Annotated in this window: 22 protein-coding genes; 15 read left to right on the top strand and 7 right to left on the bottom strand. The window is 66.6% G+C overall.

What is annotated here, in order from left to right:
• Positions 1-10: 10 nt before the first annotated feature.
• Together ACFQU1_RS17660 and ACFQU1_RS17655 are read right to left on the bottom strand one after the other, a co-directional pair.
• Complete coding sequence (locus ACFQU1_RS17660) at positions 11-1,570, bottom strand: ABC transporter substrate-binding protein (RefSeq protein WP_378135031.1); 1,560 nt, start codon at positions 1,568-1,570, stop codon at positions 11-13.
• 2 nt (positions 1,571-1,572) lie between these two features.
• Positions 1,573-2,886, bottom strand: a complete 1,314-nt coding sequence (locus tag ACFQU1_RS17655) for a M20 family metallopeptidase (RefSeq protein WP_378135029.1) — start codon at positions 2,884-2,886, stop codon at positions 1,573-1,575.
• Between the two features lie 57 nt (positions 2,887-2,943).
• Here ACFQU1_RS17655 and ACFQU1_RS17650 point away from each other — a divergent pair, with 57 nt between their 5' ends.
• The 10 genes from ACFQU1_RS17650 (at position 2,944) to ACFQU1_RS17605 (ending at position 13,740) form a co-directional block, all read left to right on the top strand.
• Positions 2,944-3,696, top strand: coding sequence for a GntR family transcriptional regulator (locus ACFQU1_RS17650; protein WP_378135504.1), 753 nt, complete (start codon positions 2,944-2,946; stop codon positions 3,694-3,696).
• Between the two features lie 311 nt (positions 3,697-4,007).
• Entirely contained in the window at positions 4,008-5,003 is a 996-nt protein-coding gene (locus tag ACFQU1_RS17645; RefSeq protein WP_378135027.1) for a dihydroxyacetone kinase subunit DhaK, read from the top strand.
• Positions 5,003-5,608, top strand: a complete 606-nt coding sequence (locus tag ACFQU1_RS17640) for a DAK2 domain-containing protein (RefSeq protein WP_378135025.1) — start codon at positions 5,003-5,005, stop codon at positions 5,606-5,608. Before ACFQU1_RS17645 ends, ACFQU1_RS17640 begins: the two co-directional genes overlap by 1 nt.
• Positions 5,609-5,914: 306 nt before the next feature.
• Positions 5,915-6,865, top strand: a complete 951-nt coding sequence (locus tag ACFQU1_RS17635) for an ABC transporter substrate-binding protein (protein WP_378135023.1) — start codon at positions 5,915-5,917, stop codon at positions 6,863-6,865.
• 198 nt (positions 6,866-7,063) lie between these two features.
• On the top strand, positions 7,064-7,837 hold the full coding sequence (locus ACFQU1_RS17630) for an ABC transporter permease (protein ID WP_378135502.1): 774 nt from the start codon (positions 7,064-7,066) through the stop codon (positions 7,835-7,837).
• On the top strand, positions 7,834-8,619 hold the full coding sequence (locus tag ACFQU1_RS17625; protein WP_378135021.1) for an ABC transporter ATP-binding protein: 786 nt from the start codon (positions 7,834-7,836) through the stop codon (positions 8,617-8,619). Before ACFQU1_RS17630 ends, ACFQU1_RS17625 begins: the two co-directional genes overlap by 4 nt.
• Positions 8,620-8,641: 22 nt before the next feature.
• Positions 8,642-9,367, top strand: coding sequence for a histidine utilization repressor (hutC, locus tag ACFQU1_RS17620; protein ID WP_378135019.1), 726 nt, complete (start codon positions 8,642-8,644; stop codon positions 9,365-9,367).
• Between the two features lie 232 nt (positions 9,368-9,599).
• Complete coding sequence (locus ACFQU1_RS17615; RefSeq protein WP_378135017.1) at positions 9,600-11,003, top strand: c-type cytochrome; 1,404 nt, start codon at positions 9,600-9,602, stop codon at positions 11,001-11,003.
• On the top strand, positions 10,997-11,488 hold the full coding sequence (locus tag ACFQU1_RS17610) for a (2Fe-2S)-binding protein (protein WP_378135015.1): 492 nt from the start codon (positions 10,997-10,999) through the stop codon (positions 11,486-11,488). Before ACFQU1_RS17615 ends, ACFQU1_RS17610 begins: the two co-directional genes overlap by 7 nt.
• A complete protein-coding gene (locus tag ACFQU1_RS17605; RefSeq protein WP_378135013.1) occupies positions 11,485-13,740 on the top strand; it encodes a molybdopterin cofactor-binding domain-containing protein in 2,256 nt (751 codons plus the stop codon). The genes ACFQU1_RS17610 and ACFQU1_RS17605 overlap by 4 nt, the downstream gene beginning before the upstream one ends.
• Before the next feature lie 94 nt (positions 13,741-13,834).
• On the opposite strand, the gene ACFQU1_RS17600 is transcribed toward ACFQU1_RS17605, so the two are convergent.
• On the bottom strand, positions 13,835-14,497 hold the full coding sequence (locus ACFQU1_RS17600) for a ferritin-like domain-containing protein (protein WP_378135011.1): 663 nt from the start codon (positions 14,495-14,497) through the stop codon (positions 13,835-13,837).
• 214 nt (positions 14,498-14,711) lie between these two features.
• Complete coding sequence (locus ACFQU1_RS17595; RefSeq protein ID WP_378135009.1) at positions 14,712-15,530, bottom strand: DUF1236 domain-containing protein; 819 nt, start codon at positions 15,528-15,530, stop codon at positions 14,712-14,714.
• A gap of 263 nt (positions 15,531-15,793) precedes the next feature.
• Between ACFQU1_RS17595 and ACFQU1_RS17590 the strand changes: the two genes are divergently transcribed.
• The 4 genes from ACFQU1_RS17590 to arsB are packed head-to-tail and all read left to right on the top strand — an operon-like array spanning position 15,794 to position 18,220.
• Positions 15,794-16,180 (top strand): ArsR/SmtB family transcription factor, encoded by a 387-nt coding sequence (locus ACFQU1_RS17590; RefSeq protein WP_378135007.1) that lies wholly within the window; start codon positions 15,794-15,796, stop codon positions 16,178-16,180.
• Positions 16,173-16,700 (top strand): arsenate reductase ArsC, encoded by a 528-nt coding sequence (locus ACFQU1_RS17585; RefSeq protein WP_378135005.1) that lies wholly within the window; start codon positions 16,173-16,175, stop codon positions 16,698-16,700. Before ACFQU1_RS17590 ends, ACFQU1_RS17585 begins: the two co-directional genes overlap by 8 nt.
• Positions 16,701-16,708: 8 nt before the next feature.
• The gene (gene arsC, locus ACFQU1_RS17580; protein WP_378135003.1) at positions 16,709-17,134 is read left to right on the top strand and encodes an arsenate reductase (glutaredoxin); all 426 of its coding nucleotides are present in this window, start codon (positions 16,709-16,711) and stop codon (positions 17,132-17,134) included.
• A 9-nt stretch (positions 17,135-17,143) separates the two neighbouring features.
• The gene (arsB, locus tag ACFQU1_RS17575; RefSeq protein WP_378135001.1) at positions 17,144-18,220 is read left to right on the top strand and encodes an ACR3 family arsenite efflux transporter; all 1,077 of its coding nucleotides are present in this window, start codon (positions 17,144-17,146) and stop codon (positions 18,218-18,220) included.
• On the opposite strand, the gene ACFQU1_RS17570 is transcribed toward arsB, so the two are convergent.
• The 3 genes from ACFQU1_RS17570 to ACFQU1_RS17560 form a co-directional block, all read right to left on the bottom strand.
• Positions 18,209-19,168, bottom strand: a complete 960-nt coding sequence (locus tag ACFQU1_RS17570) for a cation diffusion facilitator family transporter (RefSeq protein ID WP_378134999.1) — start codon at positions 19,166-19,168, stop codon at positions 18,209-18,211. The genes arsB and ACFQU1_RS17570 overlap by 12 nt on opposite strands.
• 108 nt (positions 19,169-19,276) lie before the next feature.
• Positions 19,277-20,527, bottom strand: coding sequence for a cation:proton antiporter (locus tag ACFQU1_RS17565; protein ID WP_378134997.1), 1,251 nt, complete (start codon positions 20,525-20,527; stop codon positions 19,277-19,279).
• Positions 20,528-21,322: 795 nt separating this feature from the next.
• Positions 21,323-22,522, bottom strand: coding sequence for a S8 family serine peptidase (locus tag ACFQU1_RS17560; RefSeq protein WP_378134995.1), 1,200 nt, complete (start codon positions 22,520-22,522; stop codon positions 21,323-21,325).
• A 240-nt stretch (positions 22,523-22,762) separates the two neighbouring features.
• On the opposite strand from ACFQU1_RS17560, the gene ACFQU1_RS17555 reads away from it, so the two are divergent.
• On the top strand, positions 22,763-23,129 hold a 367-nt coding region (locus tag ACFQU1_RS17555), incomplete at its 3' end, for a hypothetical protein (protein ID WP_378134993.1).

Here is a 23,129-nt window from a genome sequence, read left to right as displayed (position 1 = left end):
CTGTTCCCGCTCAGCCGCGCCGCGGCGCCTTGTCCGTCAGCGATACGTGATCGAGGCGGTAGACGGCGCCGCGCGGATGCAGCCTGTAGCCCTCGACGTAATCGCGCTGGGCGGCGAGAAGATCGAAGAAGACCGGGATGACCGTTGGCACCTCGTCATACATCAGCTTCTGCGCCGCGCCGTAGAGTTCGCTGCGCTTGGCCTCGTCCCCCGTCCGCCGCGCCTCCGCGACGAGCCGGTCGAACTCGGCATTGTTCCACTTGGTCTCGTTCCAGGGCGAGTCGGAGGTGTAGAGAAGGGAGAAGATGCCGTCGGCCGTCGGCTGCATGTTGTAATAGCCAACGTAGAACGGCCCCTTCAGCCAGACCTGGTCGAGATAAGTGGCGTGCGCCATCGTCTGGACATTGATGTTGAAGCCGGCGGGCTTGGCGAGCTCGCGCAGGGCGATGCCGAGCTGCGTGCGCGTGCCCGGCCGGTCGGAGGCAACGAGCGTCAGGTCGATGCCGTTCGGATAGCCGGCCTCGGCGAGGAGGCGCTTGGCGGCGGCGGGATCGGCCTTCTTCGGCGGCAGCTCCGTGTAGAAGCGATAGGCCTTGTTGATCGGCGTGTCCTCGCCCGGCGTGCCGTAGCCCTCGGCGACCAGCTCGACCAGGGCGTCGCGATCGACGGCGAGGGAGAGCGCTTTGCGCACGCGCACATCGTCGAAGGGCTTCTGGTTGCAGCCGAGGATGACATTGAGGAAGAGGCCGGAGGGCGTGCGCAGCCCCTTGATGCCGGAGGCCGTGCTGACGCGCTTGTAGTCGGCCGGCGAGACGAGCAGCATCAGGTCGGTGTCGCCGCTCATCAGTGCGGAGGCCTCGGCGGTCGAGTCGGGATAGACCACCACCTCGATGCGGTCGAGATAGGGTCGCTCCTTGTCGAAATAAGCGGGGTTGCGCTCGACGACGACGAGCCGCGCCGGCTCGTAGGAGACGAGCTTGAAGGGGCCGGTGCCGATGGCCTCGCGGTCGAGGCGGGCCATGTCGCCCTCGAGCACCGCCGCCGGAATGATCTTGGCATTGGTATAGGCGAGGGCGATCGGCAGGTCGGCGTAGGGCCCCTTGAGCTTGATGAGGACGGTCAGGTCGTCCTGTGCTTCGACGCTCGCGATCGGGCCGACATTGGTGCGCGCCGGCGAGCCGGTCTTGGGGTCGAGGATCGCCGCGAAAGTGGCCGCAACGTCCTTTGCCGTCAGCGCCGAGCCGTCATGGAAGGTGACCCCCGGCCGCAGCTTGAAAGTCCATTCCGAAAGGTCGGCGTTCGGGCTCCAGGATTCGGCGAGATCCGGCTCCGCCGTCATGTCGGGCGCAAGGCGCGTCAGGCCGCTGTAGAGGAGCTCGCCGAGGAGATATTCCGGATTGACCCGGTGCTGCAGCGGATTGAGCTTGCCCGGCGCCTGGTCGACGCTGACGCGCAGCGTCCCGCCGCGCTTTGCCTGCGCGAAGGCCGGACCGGCGGCCGTGCCGAGGAAGGGCAGCGCCGCGGTGCCGGCGAGCAATTCACGACGGTTGGGGCTGAAGAGCTTGTTCATGGTCACGCCTCTGGTTTTGTGGTGTTGGGGCCGTCGCCCGGAAAAGCTTCGGCCAGGTAGAGAAGAATACTCCGGGCGAGCGCCATGACGTCGTCCAGGGTGGTGTGTTCGTCCGCGCCGTGCGCGCCGCAGCCCGGCTTGACGAGCCCGCCGAGCAGGATCTCTCGGATGCCGGCCGCCTGCACCCAGCCCATGTCCGAGCTCGACGAGGCCCCATAGGCGCTGAAGCTTTCCATGGGCCAGCCGAAGCCCTCCGACAGGGCCGCCTGCCAGCGCGGCCAATGCGGGCCGGTCGGGTCGGCGACCGGCGCGAGATGGCCGACGACGCGGGTCGTAAAGCCGAGGGCGCCCGAACCCTTCATGGCCTCGGCCACCGTCATCTCGAGCTCGGCGAGCACGTCCTCGAAGCGCTCCTCGGGAGCATAGCGCCGGTTGACGAGCAGCGTGAAGCGGCCCGGCAGCGAGGAGCCCTTGTCGCCGCCGTGCGCCGCCGTGACATTGAGCCTCGCCGTCAGCGGCCGTCCTTCGCGGCGCGGCGGCGGGGGCAGGGCGGATGTGCGCTGCTCGACGACCGCCTTGAGCTTCCGCAATGCGGTGAGCAGCGGGATGGCCGCTTCGATGGCATTGACACCGTCGCCGGGCTCGCCCGAATGTGCGGCTCTGCCCTCGATCTCGATGCGCAGGTCGAGGCTGCCGAAACATCCTGCCCAGATCCGTGGCACGGCGCCGCCGTTGAAGCTGAGAAGATGCCCCTCCACGAGCCCCTGTTCGGCGAGATAGCGAATGCCCGGATAAAGCCCGCCTTCCTCGTCCGTGCAGAAGAGCAGCACCGGGTCGAAGGCGAGCGGCAGGCCCACTGCAACCGCTGCGCGGATGGCGGCGAGCGCCGAGGCGATGGTGCCCTTCATGTCGGCTGTGCCGCGGCCGTAGAGGGTTCGGCCGTCAACGGTGAGCTGAAGCGGTGGGTGCGTCCAGCCATCGCCGGGCGGCACGCAATCCACATGGAAATAGAGGCTGCAGACCGGCCGGCCATTGCGGCGGGCGGCGATCAGGTTCACCCGTTCGCCGGCGATGTCGGGCACGCCCGCATCCCAGAGGGCCTGCGGCACGCTCACCCGCTGGGCGTCGAAGCCGAGGGGGGCAGTCAGGCGCTCGAGCAGATCGGCGAAGGCGCCATAGCCGGTGCCGGGCGGAAAGGAGGTGTCGGCCGCTATGATGAGCGCAAGTTCCTGCTTGACTTGCGCTTCGTCCTCCGCAAGCCGTGCGAGAGCCTTGGCGAGTAAGGCGTCTGTTGAGTTCGGTCGATGAGAGAGCACTGATCGTTTGCCTATTCCTATATAGAAATAGGACAGGAGGAATCGCCTTTGTCAACGGTGACGGCCTCGGGCCGTGTGCGTCCGCTGTCGCAGCAAGCCGCGACACCGCTCTACGAGCAGGTGAAGCGGCAGATCTCCGACAGGATACTGCGTGGTACCTGGCCTCCCGGTACGGTTCTGCCTGGGGAGAGCCAGCTCGCGCGCGATTTCGGGATTGCCGTCGGCACCGTCCGCCGCGCGCTTGCCGATCTCACCGCGGAAGGGCTCCTGATGCGCCGGCGCAAGACGGGCACGGTCGTGACCGGCCGCAGCCCGGACCATTCGCTGCGTTTCTTTTTCCAGTATTTCCGCCTGCACGGGGCCGACGGCGAGCTGCTGCGCTCGACGCCGGCGATTCTCGCCTATGACATCGGCAAGGCGACCGCTGCCGAGGGCAAGCGGTTGCAGATCCCGGAAGGCACCGCGGTCATCCGCCTCCACCGCGTGCGCGGGGTCGAGGGACGCCCAGCCATGCACGAGCGCATGGTCATGCCGGCCGCACGCCTGCCGGATTTCCCCCCGGCGGAAGCCTTGCCGGAGCTGCTCTATCTCTACCTCCTCGATCGATACGGCATCCGCATCTCGGCCATTCGCGAGAGCGTCACGGCCGAGGTGGCGACCGAGGAGGATGCTGCGATCTTCGGTTCGGACGCGCCGCAGGCGCTGCTCGTCATCGACGAGGTCGCCTATGACCAGGCCGGGCTGCCGGTGATCTGGGCCCTGCACCGGGCCCTGACCGACCGCTATTGTTACGTGAACGAGGTGAGGTGAGGCGGCATCGTGCAGCCCGGGGGCAAGATCCGATGGGGACAGCGCAGCCGATGACGCCCATCGGCAGAACCGATCACTACTTGCGGCAACAATCGATTTTTCTTGCGGGCATCACCCTGGTAAATAGCGCGCTTCGAACAACGATGCTCGGCTGATCGGCACGGAACCAGTTCCCACCGGTGGCAGGCGCGGGGTCCGTTCAAGAATGCGGGCTGTATGCGGGCGCACCCCGAGACAGCGCCGGGTTGTGCAGGTAGAAATATATTTTACCTGCACTTCGTGAGCTGAGCCTGAGTGGGAGGAGAGACCCTATGAAAAAGCTGATGAACGATCCGTCCAATTTCGTCGATGAAATGCTGGAGGGGCTCGTTGCGGCCAACCCATCTCTCAAGCGCGACGGCGCTGCTGGGCGGGTGATCCGTCGCGCCGAGGGTGCGCGTTCGGGCAAGGTGGGCGTCGTCTCCGGCGGCGGCTCGGGTCACCTGCCGCTCTTCACCGGCTATGTCGGCGCCGGCCTGCTCGACACCTGCTCCATCGGCAATGTCTTCGAGGGCCCGAATGTCGAGTCCTGCATGGAGGCCATCAAGCTCGCCGATGGCGGCCGCGGCGTGCTGCGCCTCTACGGCAATTACGGCGGCGACCGCATGAATTTCGACATGGCCGGCGAGATGCTCGAAGGCGAGATCGAGACGACCACCGTGCTCGGCACCGACGATATCGCGAGCGCCGGGCCGGATGAGGCGGGCAAGCGCCGCGGTGTCGCCGGCATTATCTATGCCTATAAAACCGCCGGCGCGAAGGCCGAGGAAGGCGCTGATCTCGCCGCGGTGACGGCGACCGCCGCCAAGGCGGTCGAACGCACACGCACCATCGGCGTGGCGCTCTCGCCCTGCCAGGTGCCGGGGGCGGCCAAGCCCACCTTCACCATCGCCGACGACGAGATCGAGATGGGCATGGGCATCCACGGCGAGCCGGGCATCTGGCGCGCCAAGCTCAAGACCGCCGATGCCATTGCGGACGAGATGATCGAGCGCCTTCTCGCCGAGAAGCCGGCCGATGCCGGCAACCGCGTCTCCATCCTCGTCAACAGCCTGGGCGCGACGCCGCTGGAAGAGCTCTTCATCCTCTACCGTCGCGCGGCGAAGCGGCTCTCGGAGGCCGGCTTCACCATCGTGCAGCCGCTCGTCGGGCCCTATGTCACCTCCATGGAAATGGCGGGAGCCTCCATCAGCCTTTGTTTCGTCGACGAGGAGCTGGAGCGGCTTCTTGCGGCGCCCGCCTCCTGCCCCTTCTGGAGGGTCGGCTGATGGCGATCGACGCGGCCGCCATTGCCACCGGCATCGCCCGTGCCAAGGCGCGGATGGCGACCTTGGAGCAGGAGCTGAACGAGGCCGACGCCAAGCTCGGCGATGGTGATACGGGTGGCATGCTCGCCCGTGTCGTCGACCGCTTGGCCGCGACGGAGATCGCGCCTGGCGCGGATGTCGGCGAGACTTTCGCGGCGCTCGCCCGCGCTGCCGCCGGCGCCACGGGATCAAGCCTCGGCACGCTGCTCGCCACGGGGCTGCTCACGATCTCCAAGCAGACACGCGGCGAGCAGGATATCCCCTGGGAGCGGCTCGGCGCGCTGCTTGTCGCGGCGCGCGATGCGATGATGGCGCGCGGCGGCGCCAAGCTCGGCGACAAGACCGTGCTCGATGCCATCGACGGCGCGGCCCATGCCGCCGCGGAGAGCGAGACCGGGACGCCCGGTGAACGGGCTGTGGCGGGTGCCGCGGCAGCGCTGGAGCGATTGCGCGGCGAGCCGTGCAAGATCGGCCGCGCGCGCATGTTCGCCGAGAAGAGCATCGGCAGCGACGATCCCGGCATGCTCGCCTTCCTGCGCCTCGCCGAGGCGATGGCACGGGGATAGATCCACCGCCGGCGCTCTCCACGGCACCCTCTGCCATTGATTGCCTGCCGGGCGCGGGCGTTGCAGGCCCTAATGCCTAGCGCGCCTCGCGCTGCAGCGAACCTCGCTTGACTGTTCCCCGGTCGTTGAGCCGCACGCGACCTGGCGTCGGCAAACGCTCATCTGCGCGCGTCGGCCTTGCCGCTCAAATAGGCAACTGCCGCCTGCCCCCGACAAAGTCTATGCAGTTATGTCTAGACAATTGACAGCGGTCCTGGGGCATGCTGCCATTCCTGATAAAGAGGGGCTAACGAACTGGAGATCGTCATGAAATGGTGTTCGGCCTTGGGGCTCGCAGCGGGCATTGTCATCGGGGCTGCAGGGTCGGCACGCGCGGCCGGAACCGAGGTCGTGATCGGCATCAGCGGCTGGACGGGCTTTGCACCTCTGACGCTGGCGAAGGAGGCCGGGATCTTCGAGAAGAACGGCCTCGACGTGACCATCAAGAAGATCCCGCAGGCGAGCCGCCATCTCGCCATCGCATCGGGCGACATCCAGTGTGCGGCGACCACCGTCGAGACCTGGGTCGTGTGGAACGCCAACGGCATTCCCACCAAGCAGATTTTCCAGATGGACAAGTCCTATGGTGCGGACGGCATGGTCGTGCGCAACGACATCAAGTCGATTAAGGATCTGAAGGGCAAGACCGTCGCCGCTTCGGCACCCGGAACCTCGCCCTATTTCGTGTTGGCCTGGATGCTCAAGGAGAATGGGCTCTCGGTCAAGGACGTCAGGGTCGTCAATCTCGAGCCCGGCCCGGCGGCCCAGGCTTTCGTCGCGGGCCAGAACGATGCGGCGATGACCTATGAGCCCTATCTCTCGACGGTCCGCGACAAGCCGGAGGCGGGCAAGATCATCGCCACGACGCTCGATTATCCGGTGGTCATGGACACCTTCGGCTGCACGCCGAAATTCCTCGATGAGAATCCCACGGCCGCCAAGGCCCTCGCCGACAGCTATTTCGCCGCGCTCGAGATGATCAAGACCGATCAGAAAAAGGCCTTCGAGATCATGGGCGCCGATGTGAAGCAGAGTGGAGAGCAGTTCGGCAAATCGGCGCAATATCTGCGCTGGCAGGACCGTGCCGCCAACAAGACCTTCTTCGAGGCTGAATTTCAGAAGTTCTCTAGCGAAGCCGGAGACCTTCTGCTCGAAATAGGCATCATCAAGAAGAAGCCGGACATCAGCACCATCGTCGATACCCGCTTCATCGACTGATCCGGGCGAGCATACGCCAAGCTCCTTCGGCCCAGGAGGCGCCTGCACCGCGGGAGCCTTCACCGCAGGTCCAGCGCCGCGATGCCGGCGGCGAGCGGCAAGATCGGTTGGGCCATTCACGCGCAAGACCTCACCGGCGGGCGCGTCGACGAGCGGAACCCGCAATAGTTTCCCAAGGACACCGCAGGCGCATTCATGCTGAGACCATTGGAACCGATCGGGCAGGGGATGCGCGTCGTCCTCGGCATCTCCTTTTTCGTCCTCTTCGTGCTGGGGTGGGCCTACGCCACCTTCGGCGGCTATGTCTCACGCACCTTCCTGGCCGATCCGCTCACCATGGTCACGGACGGCTGGACGCTTCTCGTCGACCAGGGCTTCTTGCTCGACATCGGCGTCACGATCTGGCGCGTGCTCGGCGGCTTCGTGCTCGCGGCGGTCGTTGCCGTGCCGCTCGGCATTCTCATGGGCGCCTACAAGCCCATCGAAGCCTTCTTCGAGCCTTTCGTCTCCTTCGCGCGCTATCTGCCTGCGTCGGCCTTCATCCCGCTCCTCATCCTCTGGGCCGGCATTGGCGAGGTGCAGAAGCTCCTCGTGATCTTCATCGGGTCGGTATTTCAGATCATCCTGATGGTGGCCGTCTCGGTGGGCTCGACCCGGCGTGACCTGGTCGAGGCCGCCTATACGCTCGGCGCCCGCGACCGAGGCATCGTGCGACGTGTGATGATCCCAGCCAATGCCCCCGATATCGCAGAGATCCTGCGGCTCGTTCTCGGCTGGGCCTGGACCTATGTCATCGTCGCCGAGCTCATCGGCTCCTCGTCCGGCATCGGGCATATGATCATCGACAGCCAGGCGCTGCTTGCCACGGGACAGATCATCTTCGGCATCATCGTCATCGGCGTCATCGGCCTCGTCTCCGATTTCCTGTTCAAGGCGCTCAACCGCTGGTTCTTCCCCTGGAGGCTGGCGTGAGCAAGCTCCTCATCGACAACGTCTCGCGCACCTTCCCCGGTGTGCGTGGCGGGGGGCCGGTGCGAGCGCTGGAGCCGACCAATTTGTCCGTGGCGGTGAACGACTTCATCACCGTTCTCGGCCCGTCCGGCTGCGGCAAGTCCACGCTTTTGCGCATCGTCGCGGGTCTCGACCGGCCGACCACCGGCGCGGTTCTGCTCGACGGCCGCAAGATCACGGGACCGGGCGCCGACCGGGGCATGGTCTTCCAATCCTACACGCTCTTTCCATGGCTGACGGTGGCGCAGAACATCGCCTTCGGCCTGCGCGAGAAAGGGCGGCCCGAGGCAGAGATCAGGGAGATCGTCGCCTCCTATATCGAGAAGGTCGGGCTCACCGGCTTCGAAAACCACTGGCCGAAGCAGCTTTCCGGCGGCATGCAGCAGCGGACGGCGATTGCCCGTGCGCTCGCCAACGACCCGGAAATACTGCTGCTCGACGAGCCTTTTGGGGCGCTCGACAATCAGACCCGCTCGCTCATGCAGGAACTGCTCCTCGGCATCTGGGAGCGCGAGCGCAAGACCGTGCTCTTCGTAACACATGACATCGAGGAGGCGATTTTCCTCGCCTCCCGCGTCATCGTCATGTCAGCCCGCCCCGGGCGCATCAAGGCCGATGTCGCCGTCGACCTGCCCCATCCGCGCGACTACAGGATGAAGACGAGCCCGGAATTCTCTTCGCTCAAGCTGCGGCTGACCGAGGAAATCCGCGTCGAAGCGGTTCGCGCCGCCGCCGAGCATTGAGTGCGCAATCGGAGGCCGTGCCGTGAGCCTCGTCGAACCGCTCCCGCGCTACGCCGAGATCCGCCGCCTCCTCGAACACAAGATCCTGTCGGGCGAATGGCCGCCGGGGCATCGCGTGCCGTCCGAGCACGATCTGGTGGACCAGTTCGGCTGTTCGCGCATGACCGTCAACAAGGCCCTGTCGGCCTTGGCCGCTGCCGGGCTCGTCGTGCGGCGGCGTCGCTTCGGCTCCTTCGTGGCGACGCCGAAGTCGCAGGAGACGGTGCTCGAAGTCCACGACATCAAGGCGGAGATCACCGCAGCCGGCCGCAGCTACCGCTACATGATCCTCGAGCGGGAGCGGCGCCGCGTCCGCCCTGAGGATCGGGAGCGCCTCGGATTGGACGGTGCGGCCCACACGATCGAAGCGCTTACGGTGCTTCATTTCGCCGACGAGCGGCCTTTCGTGCACGAGAACCGGCTGATCGATCTCGCCGTCGTGCCGGAAGCGGCTTCGGCCGATTTCGCCCTCTCGCCGCCCGGCACATGGCTTCTGGAACAGATCCCCTGGACGGAAGCCGAGCACAGGATCCGCGCCGAGACCGCCGGCGCCGAGATCGCCCATCATCTGGGGGTCGCGCGCGGCGCCGCCTGTCTCGTCGTCGAACGCCGCACCTTCCAGGCCGGCGTGACCGTCACCGCGGTCGCGCTCACCTATCCCGGCGAGCGCCACCAGCTCATCGCGCGCTTCAGCCCGGCGATGCGTTAGCGCCGCGGCACCGCCCCCCGCGACGTGGGGCGATCGGATGCACGGTCCTGGTGGATAAGTGCCGCGATACCCGCCTCGGCGGAATACTTGCTGCCATTTTGGAGGTATTCTAATAAGGTCGGCGGGAAGGCAAGGCTGGCGGCGCGGGCGCCCTCGGGGAACCAACGACGCGAGTCGAGATTGAAGGGCCAAGGCCTTCGGCCGGGCGCATTCGTCGAGCAGTCGTGAGATCATGCGGGCCAGACCTATCACCACGGCGATCGCCGTCATCGTTCTCGGCATCGCCATAGCGGCCTTCGCCGTGATCTGGCGTCCAGCGATCGACCCGATCGAGCGGCCGGCACCGGAGAGCTTCGACAAGGGGCTCGTGGCACGCGGCGCGGAGCTTGCGGCCATCGGCAATTGCTCCGTCTGCCATACCGCGCCGCGTGGCCAGCCTTTCGCCGGCGGTCTTCCACTGCCGACGCCTTTCGGCACGATCTACTCGACCAATATCACGCCCGATCCGGACACCGGCATCGGACGCTGGTCGGAGGCGGCCTTCACCCGCGCCATGCGCGAAGGCCTCGACAGGGAAGGCCGGCATCTCTACCCGGCTTTCCCTTACGACCATTTCACCCACGTGACGGACGAGGACAATCGGGCGCTCTACGCCTTCTTCATGACGCGCGAGCCGGTGAAGGCCGAGGCGCCGCAGAACGGCCTGCCGTTCCCGCTCAACATCCGCGCCATGGTCGCCGGCTGGAAGCTGCTCTACTTCCGCCCCGGCCCCCTCGAGCCCGATGCCACCAAGGATACGGCCTGGAACCGTGGCGCCTATCTAGTGGAAGGTCTCGGCCATTGCGGCGCTTGCCACACGCCGCGCAACCTGCTCGGCGCCGAAAAGTCCGGCGATGCTTACGCCGGCGGCGAGGCGGAGGGCTGGCATGCCTATGCGCTCGATGCCAATTCGCCCGCTCCGGTGCCCTGGGACGTGGAGGCCCTGCACGCCTATCTACGCCAGGGCTGGCATCCGCTGCACGGCGTCGCGCGCGGGCCGATGGCGCCGGTGACCGCGAATCTCGCTTCCGTGCCCGACGCGGACGTCCAGGCGATCGCGACCTATGTCGCCTCGCTGATGGGCGAGACCGCGCCCGAGCGGCGCCAGCGCGGCGAAAAGGCCATGACCGCTGCACGCGTCGAGGCGCCGGGGCTGAAGCCCGCCTCCGCCGACAGCCAGGCCGTGCCGCCCTTCAAAGCCTCGGCAGACCAGGGCGCGATGATCTACGCGGCGGCCTGCGCCAGTTGTCACGAAGGCGGGCGGGCGCCGCCCTTCGGGGGGCTCAATCTCCACCTGAGCAGCGCCATGAATGCCTCCACGCCTGACAATGTCATCAATGTCGTGCTGCAGGGCGTGCCGGCGCTCGGCGGCGAGAGGGGCGCGATCATGCCCGCCTTCAACGGCGCCATGACCGACGGCCAGCTCGCGGCGCTCCTCGGCTACCTGCGTTCAACCTTCAGCGAGCAGCCGGCCTGGACGGACGTGGAGAGCCATATCCGTGAGGCGCGCGAGGGCGCGCGGGTGGTCTCGTCCTACGCCACCCATACGGGCGGCAACGCACCGACCAGCGGCGCACAAAGGGGGTCGACATGGTGAGCCTCACCGTCAACGGGCAACGGCACGAGGTCGACGCCGAGCCGGATACCCCGCTTCTCTACGTTCTGCGCGACCATCTCGCACTCAACGCGGCGAAATTCGGCTGCGGGCTCGGCCAGTGTGGCGCTTGCACCGTGATGGTCGACGGCGTCGCCGTTTTCTCCTGCGTGATGCCGCTCTTGATGCTGGAGGATCGTGAAGTCATGACCGTCGAGGGGCTCGGCACCGTCGAGAATCCAGGGCCGATGCAGCGTGCCTTCATGGAGGAGCAGGCGGCCCAGTGCGGCTACTGCATCGCCGGCATGATGATGCGCGCGCAGGCACTGCTGCAGGGTAACCCGCATGCGAGCGATGCGGACATCCGCGCCGCGCTCGAGCCCAATCTCTGCCGCTGCGGCACGCATATGCGCATCCTGCGGGCGGTGCGCCGCGCCGCCACGATGATGCAGAGCGCCGGAGCCGAGACGACGGGAGCCGTGCGATGAACGCGCCTTTGCCGAACCCGACCCGCCGCGGCCTGCTCGCCGGCGGCGGCGCGCTGATCCTCAGCTTCTCCGTGTCCCGGGCGCTCGCCCAGGAGACGCAGGAGCCGCAGAATCTCGCGAGCGATTCCCCGCAGACGCCGGCGCTGCCGGGCAGCCTCGAAGATGCGCCCTTCCTCGATTCCTGGATCCGGATCGATGCGGACGGAGCGATCACCGTCTTCACGGGCAAAGTCGAGCTCGGCCAGGGCATCAAGACGGCGCTCCTGCAGGTGGCGGCGGAGGAGCTCGCGGTCGCTCCCACTGCGCTCAAGCTCATCACGGCCGACACGAGCGCCACCCCCAACGAGGGCTATACGGCCGGCAGCCATTCCATGCAGGACAGCGGCACCGCGATCCGCCATGCGGCGGCACAGGTGCGGCAGATCCTGATCGAGCAAGCCGCGTCACGCTGGCAGGCGCCGCCGGAGCAGTTGAAGGCGGACGGTGGCGCCGTTGTCGCGCCGGACGGCCGCCGCCTTGGCTATGGCGCGCTCGTCGCGGGCGACATCCTGCATGTCAATGCCGCGTCCAATGCGCCGCTGAAGGGGCCGGACAGCTTCACCGTCATGGGCAAGCCCATGCCGCGCGTCGACATTCCGGCCAAAGTGACGGGCGGCTCGGCCTATGTGCAGGACATGCGGCTGCCCGGCATGGTGCATGCGCGCGTCGTGCGCCCGCCAAGCCCCGCGGCCACGCTCGAGGCGCTCGATACGGCGGAAGTCGAACGCCTGCCGGGCGTGCTGCGCGTGGTGCGCGACGGCAATTTCCTGGCCGTGGTCGCGGAGCGCGAATGGCAGGCGATCAAGGCCATGCGGGTGCTCGCCGTAGCCGCGCAATGGCAGGAAAAACCGAGCCTGCCCCCCCAGACCGAGCTGCCGAAGCTGCTTACGAGCGGCCTTGCCTCCCAGGATACAGCGATCCACGACAAGCGTAGCCCGCAGCCGCCGGGCCTGCGCATCGTCGAGGCGACCTTCACGCGGCCCTACCAGCTGCACGGCTCGATGGGCCCGTCCTGCGCGGTGGGGCATTGGACCAACCAGGAGCTGACGATCTGGACGCATACCCAGGGCGTCTATCCCGACCGCAAGGCGATCTCCGAGATGCTGGGGCTTCCGCCGGAGCGGGTGCGCTGCATCCATGTGGAAGGCTCCGGCTGCTACGGCCACAATGGCGCGGATGACGCCGCGGCCGATGCCGCCCTCATCGCGCGTGCGGTGCCCGGCCGCCCCGTACGCGTGCAGTGGATGCGCGAGCAGGAGCACGCGTGGGAGCCCTATGGCCCGGCCATGGTGACCCGGGTGAGCGCGGCCCTCGACTCCTCCGGTCGCATCGCCGATTGGGATTACGGCGTCTGGAGCAATACCCATGCGACGCGTCCGGGGCCGGCGGGGGCGCTGCTTGCGGCGCGGCATCTCGCCAAGCCCTTTGCGCCGCCGCCGCCGAAGCCGCTGCCGCAGCCGGAAGGCGGCGGCGACCGTAACGCCATTCCCCTCTACAACCTGCCGAGCGCCCGCGTGGTGCACCATTTCCTGCCGGACATGCCGCTGCGCGTTTCGGCTATGCGCGGCCTCGGCGCCTATGTGAACATCTTTTCCATCGAAAGCTTCATGGACGAGCTCGCGGCCGCTGCCGGCGTCGACCCGGTGGAGTTCAGGCTGCGGCATATGGAGGACAGCCGCGCCCGCGATGTGATCTCGGTTGCGGCCGAGAAATTCGGCTGGGCAAACGCGGCCGATCTGCCGAAGGGCAGGGGGCGCGGCTTTGCCTTCGCGCGCTACAAGAATCTCGCCGCCTATTGCGCGCTCGCGACCGAAGTCGAGGTTGAGCGCGAGACCGGCCGGGCACGGCTCGTCAGGGTGGTGGCGGCGGTCGATTCCGGCGAGTTGGTCAATCCCGACGGCATCCGCAACCAGATCGAGGGCGGCATCCTGCAGTCGATGAGCTGGACCCTCTACGAGAGCGTCACCTTCGACGACACCCGCATCACCAGCATCGACTGGGCGAGCTATCCCATCCTGCGTTTCGACGCGGTGCCCGACAGCGTGGAGGTGCATATCGTTCCGCGTCCGGGCATGCCGTTCCTCGGGACCGGCGAGGCGGCGCAGGGGCCGGCCGCAGCGGCGGTCGGCAATGCGGTCGCCCATGCGACGGGCGTGCGCTTCCGCGATCTGCCGCTCACCCGCGAGAAGATCAAGGCGGCCATAGGCGCTTGAAGGAGAGCCTTTGGGCGGCTGCCCAATGCAGGCCCATGGCGCGAGAATGCGGGCTCCCTCTTGGGCTACCCGCATTCCCCGAAGGTAGCTGCAATTAGCGGCTGCGCTTCTCGCTCTGGCCGTCGCCGCGTGATGAGCTCTTCCCAGAGGACTGACTCTTGCCAGACCGTACGGAGCTTTCGATCGCCTCTGGATTGATGCGGCTTTCCGCGATCCTGGTCATCTCCTCGTCCCAGCGATAGCCCTCGTCGACGGCGCGCTGCATGATTTCACCGAGTTCCTGCTGGCCGACTTCGTTGGCAATCGCCTTTACCGTGCCCCAGGCGGCAATGCAGTAATGCTCGAGCTTCTGCGCGCCGGCGATAATCACGGCTTGCTTCATTTCAGGTGACTTTACTTCCTTGGCGAGCTTTTCGGCTTCTTCGATCAGGCCACGGGCTGCGCTGTTGCGGGTGCCCTTGCTCTTGCCGTTCAGCTTCTGGAGGCATTGCCGCACGTCTTCGAGCAGAGTCTCGCCCTGTTTGAGGCGCTCTTCCAGCATTTCGCGCAGCTCGTCGTTCTGGACTTCCTTCATATGCTTCTGCAGCGCCTGAGCCGCCTGGGTCTCTGCGTCTTCGATGTCGTGCAATTCGTGGACAAGCAATTCCTGCGGCGATTGGATGGGCATCGGGACTCTCCGGACAGAGGAACCGCCGTATGGCGGCAGGTGCCAGAGAAACCAGCCATCGTGACGACAGTTCCGCTCTGTCAGAAGCAATTTCCCCCATTTTTCAACGCCTTACGGCTGCGCTCACGCCGGACGCTCCATCGCTCTCGCGCTCCACTAGCTTCGCGTCATGAGCGCCTGAGTGCGCTCGCTTGCTGGCCCGGCTGATCAGAGAAGAAAAGCTTCTGACAGAGCCAAAAAGTAGGGCGCGCGCTCCGGGGAACGCGCGCCCTGTTAACGCCAAGCTGCGGCACCGATCCAGGCGTCAGCTCGTGACGACATAGACGATCTTGTAGGATGACGGCTCGACGATCACGATCCGGCCGTCGGCGAGCACGAAGTAGCGGTAGTTCCGATACTGCGGCACGATTTCGACGACGCGCTCCGGCAGCGGGCGCAACTCGATCGTGCGCGGAATGGCCGTACCGACATTGATCGAGAAATTGACGTCCCGCACCGGCTCGACACGCTGGCTCACGATCGTCTGCTTGATCGTGCTCTGCTGCTCGCTGGTGATATTGATGCTGCCGGTGGTCTCGGTATCGCGGCTGGTGCTCGCTGCCCCGGACCGCGTCCCGTTCTGCTGCTGCATCGTGTCTTGAGTGGTCGACCGCTGCTCCTGGGACGTGCCGCTCCGCCCTGGCGAGGCATTTTGACCAGAGCGGCTCGGCTGCTGCTGATTGCCCTGCGACCCCATCGCCCCCGGCTGCGAGTCGTTTGCGCTGCCTGTTGCCGCGCCGGACTGCTGGCTGCCCGAAGCGCTTCCGGGCTGCCCTGGAGAGGCGTTCTGGCCGGTGCGGCTCGGCTCCTTCTGGTTGCCCTGGGAGCCCATCGACCCCGGCTGGGAGTCGTTCATGCCGCCCGTTGCGGCGCCGGACTGCCGGCTCGTACCGGCGGCGCCACCGGACTGCCCCGGCGTCATCCTGTTGCTTGCCCCGCCCGAGCCGTTCGAGGAACCGGGTTGAGCCTGCGTGGCCGAGCTGCCGCTACTCCCGGATTGCGAGTTTTGGCTTTGCGCGCCAGCATAGCTCGCGCCAAGCACGAGCGTAGCGGCCGCCACTGTTGTAAGAAGAAGATTGCGCATCATCATGACTCCGTAATGTGGCGACAACAACCGCGGAGCGATGGCGTGATCTACGGTTAGACTGCCGCGTAGTTTTCTCTTCGACACTTGGCTAACGAGTGGAATGACCAAAAATTCCGCGTTCTCACAGAAATTTGGGCGAGAACATTTTCCAGTTTCGGGAGTTTACTATGGTTGAGCTTTGCGGGTGCAGCCAGCGTCGATCGCGGCGTGGGGATGCCGAAACGCTTGCGTCCGGTCCATATGTCGAGTAGTCTGGACATATGGAATCGATACAGGCCATAACCGTCTTTGCGGCGCTTGCCCAATCCACGCGGCTCGACGTCTTCCGACTGCTGATCGCGCACGAACCCGACGGGCTGCCCGCGGGGGAGATCGCTCGGGCGTTGGCCGTGCCGCACAATACCATGTCGTCGCATCTCGCGATCCTGACGCGCGCGGGTCTGATCGATGCCGAGCGGCAAAGCCGGTCCATCTTCTATCGGGCACGGCTCGATGCGGTGAGGGCAGTCGCCGGCTTCCTCGTCAAGGATTGCTGCGGCGGCCGGCCCGAGATCTGCGAGCCGCTGATCGCCGATCTCGCGCCATGCTGCACATCCGAAGATTGCACATCCGAAGAGACCGCCGAGAAGGAGGCCGTCCGTGGTTGATCGTATCTACAATGTGCTGTTCCTTTGCACGGGCAATTCAGCCCGCTCCATCCTGGCCGAGAGCATTCTTGCGAAGGACGGGGCCGGCCGTTTCCGCGCCTTCTCCGCCGGCAGCCAACCGAAGGGTACCATCAACCCCTTCGCCCTGCGCGTTCTCGGAAGCTTCGACTATCCTGCCGAGGGCTTCCGCTCGAAAGGCTGGGATGAGTTCGCGCAGCCCGGCGCGCCGATCATGGATTTCGTGTTCACGGTCTGCGACTCCGCCGCCGGGGAGACCTGCCCGGTGTGGCCGGGCCGGCCGATGACGGCGCATTGGGGGATCGAAGATCCCGCCGCGGTCGAGGGGGCGGATATCGAGAAGGAAGCCGCCTTCGTCGCGGCCTTTCGCCATCTGAAGAACCGGATTTCGATCTTTGCGGCACTGCCGATCGCGAGCCTCGATCGCTTGACGCTCAGCTCCAAGCTCACCGAGATTGGGCAACTCGATGGCGCTACCCGGCCGCGCCCGAGCGCGGCGTGAGGGCGGCGATGGACGTCATCATCTATCACAACCCGGACTGCGGCACCTCGCGCAACACGCTGGCGATGATCCGCAATGCCGGCGTCGAGCCGCATGTCGTCGAATACCTGAAGACGCCCCCCTCGCGCGTCATGCTGAAACAGCTCATCGCGCGAATGGGGATTTCGGCTCGCGCTTTGCTGCGCGAAAAAGGCACGCCTTATGCCGCGCTCGGCCTTGGCGATGCCGCTTTGACCGACGACCAGCTTCTCGATGCGATGATGGCGCATCCGATCCTGATCAACCGACCGATCGTGGTCAGCCCGAAGGGTGTCAGGCTTTGCCGCCCGTCCGAGGACGTCCTCGACTTGCTGCCGCCGCAACAGGGCGAGTTCGTCAAGGAGGACGGCGAGCGCGTGGTCGACGAGCACGGCCGCCGCGTCGCGACCGCATAGGGAAGAATGATGTCCACCTTCGAACGTTACCTCACGCTTTGGGTCGCGCTCTGCATCGTCGCCGGCATCGCGCTCGGTCAGCTCATGCCGGGCGTCTTTCATGCCATCGGCGCGGCCGAGATCGCCAAGGTCAATTTGCCGGTCGCGGCGCTGATCTGGCTGATGATCATCCCGATGCTGGTCAGGATCGATTTCGCCGCGCTCGGGCAGGTGAAGGAGCATTGGCGCGGCATCGGCGTCACGCTCTTCATCAACTGGGCAGTCAAGCCTTTCTCGATGGCGGCGCTCGGCTGGCTCTTCATCGGCTATCTGTTTAGGCCCTATCTGCCAGCCGATCAGATCGAAAGCTATATCGCCGGGCTGATCATCCTGGCGGCGGCACCCTGCACAGCCATGGTCTTCGTCTGGTCGAACCTGACCCGCGGCGAGCCGCATTTCACCTTGAGCCAGGTCGCCCTCAACGACAGCATCATGATCTTCGCCTTCGCGCCGATCGTCGGGCTGCTCCTCGGGCTGTCCTCGATCGTGGTGCCCTGGGACACCCTCGTCCTGTCGGTCGTGCTCTATATCGTGGTGCCGGTGATCGCGGCGCAGCTCCTGCGCCGGCGCCTGATAGCAAGCGGCGGCGAGCTCGCGCTCAAGAGGCTGCTGGAGCATCTGCAGCCTCTCTCCCTGGTGGCGCTTCTGGCGACGCTCGTTCTCCTGTTCGGCTTCCAGGGCGAGCAGATCCTGGCGCAGCCGCTCGTCATCGCGCTGCTGGCCGTGCCGATCCTGATCCAGGTCTATTTCAATTCCGGGCTCGCCTATCTGCTCAATCGGCTGTCCGGCGAGCAGCATTGCGTCGCCGGCCCTTCGGCCTTGATCGGCGCCTCGAATTTCTTCGAGCTCGCGGTGGCTGCGGCCATCAGCCTCTTCGGCTTCCAGTCGGGCGCGGCGCTCGCGACCGTCGTCGGCGTGCTCATCGAGGTGCCTGTGATGCTGTCCGTGGTCTGGATCGTGAACCGCTCCAAAGGCTGGTACGAGAGCGGGGCTGCGCAGACCGTCGACGCGAAGCCGCCTCGCCGATTGCCCGAATCAATCTCCTGAGCCGGCGGGCTCGATGCGCTGCCGCCGCGCCGCCCAGGTGCCTGTCGACTGCGGCTTGACGAAGAGCGTGACGACTTGCGGGTGCTCCCGCTTTACCGCGTCCTCGAGCCGCTCGATGCAGGCCTCGATCTCGGGCGCGGTCAGTTCGTCCTCGAATTCCGCACTGACGGCCGCGACTACCTGATCCGGCCCAAGGTGAACCGTCAGCACGCCATTGGCGTGCTGAACGGCGGCATCGCGGCGGACGGTCTCCAGGATGGCCTCCTGAACCTTGGGCAGGGCCGGCTCGCCGATGAGCAGGCCCTTGCTTTCCCGGGCCAGAAAGATCGCCGTGGCAGCGAGCACGGCGCCGATGCCCAGCGAAGCGACTCCGTCGAGCTCGGGACGCCCGAGGCGATCGGCGGCGAAGATGCCGGCGAAGGCGATGACGAGGCCGAGCAGGGCCGCGCTATCCTCGAACAACACGGTGAAGGTCGTCGGGTCCTTGCTCCTGCGCATTGCTGCGACATAGCCGAGGCGGCCCTTCTCGGCGCGGAACTGCTTGAGCGCGATGCGCCAGGTGATGCCTTCGAAGACGAAGGAGAGCGCGAGCACGACATAGGTCGTGCCGACGGCCTCGACGGGATGCGGATCCAGGATGTGCGAGACGCCCTCATAGAAGGAAACGCCGGCACCCAGCGCGAAGACCAGCAGCGCGACGATGAAGCTCCAGAAATAGAGCTCGCGCCCGTGCCCCAGCGGATGCGAGCGGTCCGGCGGGCGGGCGGCCCGCTTGAGGCCGTAGAGGAGCAGAAGCTCGTTGCCGGTGTCGACGAGCGAGTGCACGCCCTCGCTGAGCATCGCCGAGCTGCCCGTCAGCGCTGCGGCGACGAATTTCGTGATGGCAATCAAGAAATTGCCGATGAGCGCAGCATAGACCGTTCTCGTCGATCCCGAATGCGCAGCCACCTCAGCCTCCCGTCTGCTCGATGAACCTTGGAATCAAAGCCGCCGGTTCGGCGCTAGCGAGCCGCGTCGAGACGGCACCTGCGGTGGAAGGTGTGGCGTGCATGGAATTCACGCTGGCTTGGCGATGGTGCGCCGCGCCAACCAGCCGAGCGTGGAACCCTGGATGAGAATCGAGAACAGGACCACCGCATAGGTCGCGGCAAGAATCATCGGTTTTGCCGCCGTGTCGGGAAGTGACAGGGCGAGCGCCACCGAGATCCCCCCGCGAATGCCCGCCCAGGTCAGGAAAGGCAGATTGGTCGCCGAGAGCGTTGCGGGAAAGGCCAGTATCGGCGTTGCCAGCGCCACGAGACGGGCGGCGAGCACGATCGGGATGGCGAGGGCTGCCTGGGCGGGGTCGATGCCGCGCAAGCGCAGGATGATGACTTCCAGGCCGATCAGCAGGAAGAGCACGGAGTTGAGCACTTCGTCGATGAGGGTCCAGAGCGTCGAAACGTAGCGCTGCGTGCGATCGCTCATGGCAAAGCGCGGGCCGCGATCGCCGATGAGCAGGCCGGCGGCGACGACGGCGAGCGGTCCGCTGGCTTCGAGCCGCTCGGCGAGTGCGTAGGTTCCGGTCACCAGAGCGAGCGTGATCAGCACCTCGACGGCGAAATCGTCGATGGCGCGCATCGCGCGGAATGCGAGATAGCCGGCGGCGAGCCCGAGCGTCAGCCCGCCGAGCACCTCGCGCAGCAGGAGATGCCCGAGCCCGGGTGCATCCGTCCCCTGCGCGGAACTGCCGACCGCCAAACCGACCAGCACCGTGAACAGGACGACGCCGACGCCGTCGTTGAACAGGGCTTCGCCTTGAAGTTCGGCCTCGAGCGCTTTCGGCAGCTGTACGGATTTCAGCGTGCTCAGCACGGCGACAGGATCAGTCGGGCTGATGAGGGCGCCGAAGACGAGTGCCCAAGCGAGGGGAATGGGTGTGCCGACCAGTTGAGTGGCGCCCCAGAAGGCGCCGCCGACGATGGCAGTCGACAAGGTGGTGCCGGCGATGGCGAGAAAGGCGATGGGCCAGGCGCGGCTGCGCAGTGCCCCGAAGTCCACGTCGAGAGCCCCTGCGAAGAGCAGGAACGCGAGCATGCCGTTCATCACCACTTCGGAGAAGTCGACCTGCAGGAGCGCCTGCGTCAGGGCGGCGTGAAGATGCTCGTTGGGCACTGCGAAATCGACGCCGACCAGCAGCAGCGAAACGATGAGGCCCGTCAGGAGGAGGCCCGTCGTGCGCGGCAGGCCGAGGAAGCGGTGGTTGGCCCAGCTGAATGCCGCGGAAAGCACCAGGAGAATGGCGGCGCTGTCGAGAATCGAGAACAAAGCTGCTCCGGCAATGCGACAGGGGAACAATCCGAGCGGGATGAAAGCTGCTCAAGCGTGAAAGCGCCGGAGCGGATCCGTGGTTCCCGATTCGCTACCGGGGAGGCTCACACCGGGAGCATGGGATTCGCCCCGAATCATTTGGTTCTTGGATGTTGGCTATCGGTCCTCATGTCGCGCAAAACGCCATGTTTCGGGCGGGGAATTGCATTGAACAGTTGATAAATGGGGATTAGATTCGTTGAGAATCTTGTCTAAAGGCGTGTAGCGCTTTACCAAAGAAGCTGAAGCCTGAGGATATGGCTCTTCCCGTTGGGGGGAACGGCGCCACTATCCGGCAGAACCGGGCGAAGACCCGGAAGGCGCGCAAGGACTCCCTCGACCCCGTCGGGGCTCTCCTGCGCCATGGAGGACGCCCTCGTCTCTGCGCGAGGTCCGTTCAACTCTTCGCCGCTTCTGCGGCCGCATGGATTCGCCCTCGGGTCTTCGCTGCGAGGGTGTCCAGAGCGTGGGGGGCTTTGGTGGGGGCCTTGGCGACGACAAACGCGAGCGGAACCACTCTCTAGCCGGTGCGAGTAGCAGCCGGGGAAACGACAGCCCTAAAGTCGTGACGGCGGGAGAGACCGCGAAAAACCCGATGCGCCCCCGTTGGAAATCCTGCGGCACCGCGTGCCGTGCGGGCCGTTCATCGATCGTGCATCCGCGCCCGCTTGAAAAGCCAGCGGGTCCCGCTCCAAAAGACTTGGCTGCGGCTTCGCGTCCCTGCCCCTAAGTCGGCGCGCCCGCGAGCAATCCTCATGGAATGGGCTCATCCTGCCCAGCGGCCGTGTCGGCAGCGGTGGCCTTTGCCGATGCGACCGGCTTGGCGTCCGGTGACGCCGGGCAGAGCTGCGCCACCTCGATCAAACCCCAGCCGAAGGTGGGGTCGCGGCCGGGCCGGCCGAGGTCGCGGGTATGGTTCTCGAGCATGGTTCGGATCGTGCCGAGATCGAGGTCGGGTTGGGCAGCCCGGACTAGCGCAGCTGCGGCTGTCACGAAGGGCACGGCATAGGAGGTGCCGGTCTTCGGGGCGACGCCGCCGCCGGGCTGGGCGGCCATGACATCGACGCCCGGGGCGGCGAGATCGACATAGTCGCCCTGTGTGGCTCGATGATAGATGCCGAGTTCACCATCGACCGCCGTCACCGCGATTACGCCGGGATAGGCGGCCGGATAGGCCGGCTCGGCGCCGGCTCCCCTGTTGCCCGCAGCCGCCACCACCACGATGCCGCGCGCCAGCACTGCCGCGATCGCCTCGCGCAAAGCCTCGTTCGGCGGGCCCGAGAAACTCAGGTTGATGATGCGCACACCGCGCTCGGCCAGGGTTTCCATGGCGGAGACGATCGAGATCACGTCCGTGCGATCGGCCGTGCCACCCTCGTTGTAGAAGGCGTCGACGGCAATGAGTTTGGCATCGGGTAGCAGGCCCGGCGCCGTGCTGCTCGAGCGGCCGACGAGAAGGGCTGCGATCGCGGTGCCGTGGCCTGGCGATGCCGCTTTCTTCCCGCTCTCCGGCCCGGGAATGATCTCGATGCTCTGTCCGCGGAGCGCGTCGTGGTTGCGATCGATACCGGTATCGATCATGCCGATGAGCGGCGGGGCGCCGCAGCGGTGAGGCTCCGACATCTGCCAGCCTATCAGCGCGGCCCGGCAGCCCGGCCCCGTACAATTGGGCGGACCTTCGTCCGTATAGTAGAAATGGTCCAAATCGGAGGTGGCGCGCCGGTCGATCTGGGCGACGAGGCTTCGCGCGCGTGCCACGCTCATGCCGGCTGGCAGATGCAGACGCGCAACCCGCGGGGCAAGACGGCCCTGGGTTGCTTCGGCGATGCGAATGCCCCGCGCCGTAAGGCGGGCGAGATCCGCGTCGCTCAGCCCTGCGGCGACGATCGAATGTTGCGCCTGACGGGGTTTTTGAGCGTCTTCCGCCCGTGGACGAGGAGGGGGAGCAGGCATGGCGCTTCTGGCCTGTTCGGCGGCTTGCCGGCTGCGGTCCCGACGCTCCGCCGATAGGGCGCGGGGCTCGGTGGCGGCAGGCTCGGCCCTCACCGCACGCGCAGGGCTTCGAGTAGGCGCTGCGGGCCGGCCGGCCTTCGCCTTCTCCGCAGCGGCACGTGCTGCCGCGCGTCCGCGGGCCTTGGCGGCTTCCGCCTTCGCTCTACCCCTGGATGGTCCTGCGGCACGATCAGATCTGCCATGCCGACCATGAGCACTCACACCGGGCTCGCCGGGGCCGCCGGAGCCATATCCGGTGACTGCACTGGCAGTGCCGCCGGTTCCACCGCCATTGCCCCCGCCGTTACCGCCGCCATTGCCGCCGCCGTTACCGCCGCCATTGCCCCCGCCGTTACCGCCGCCATTGCCGCCGCCGTTACCGCCGCCATTGCCTCCACCGTTACCGCCGCCATTGCCTCCACCGTTACCGCCACCATTGCCCCCGCCGTTACCGCCGCCATTGCCCCCGCCGTTGCCTCCACCGTTACCGCCACCATTGCCCCCGCCGTTACCGCCGCCATTGCCGCCGCCGTTGCCGCCGCCGTTACCGCCGCCATTGCCTCCACCA

Source organism: Chelatococcus sp. GCM10030263 (genome assembly GCF_042666455.1).
Lineage (GTDB): Bacteria > Pseudomonadota > Alphaproteobacteria > Rhizobiales > Beijerinckiaceae > Chelatococcus.
Note: the sequence above shows the minus strand (reverse complement) of the source record. Positions and strands in the feature narration are given on the sequence as shown.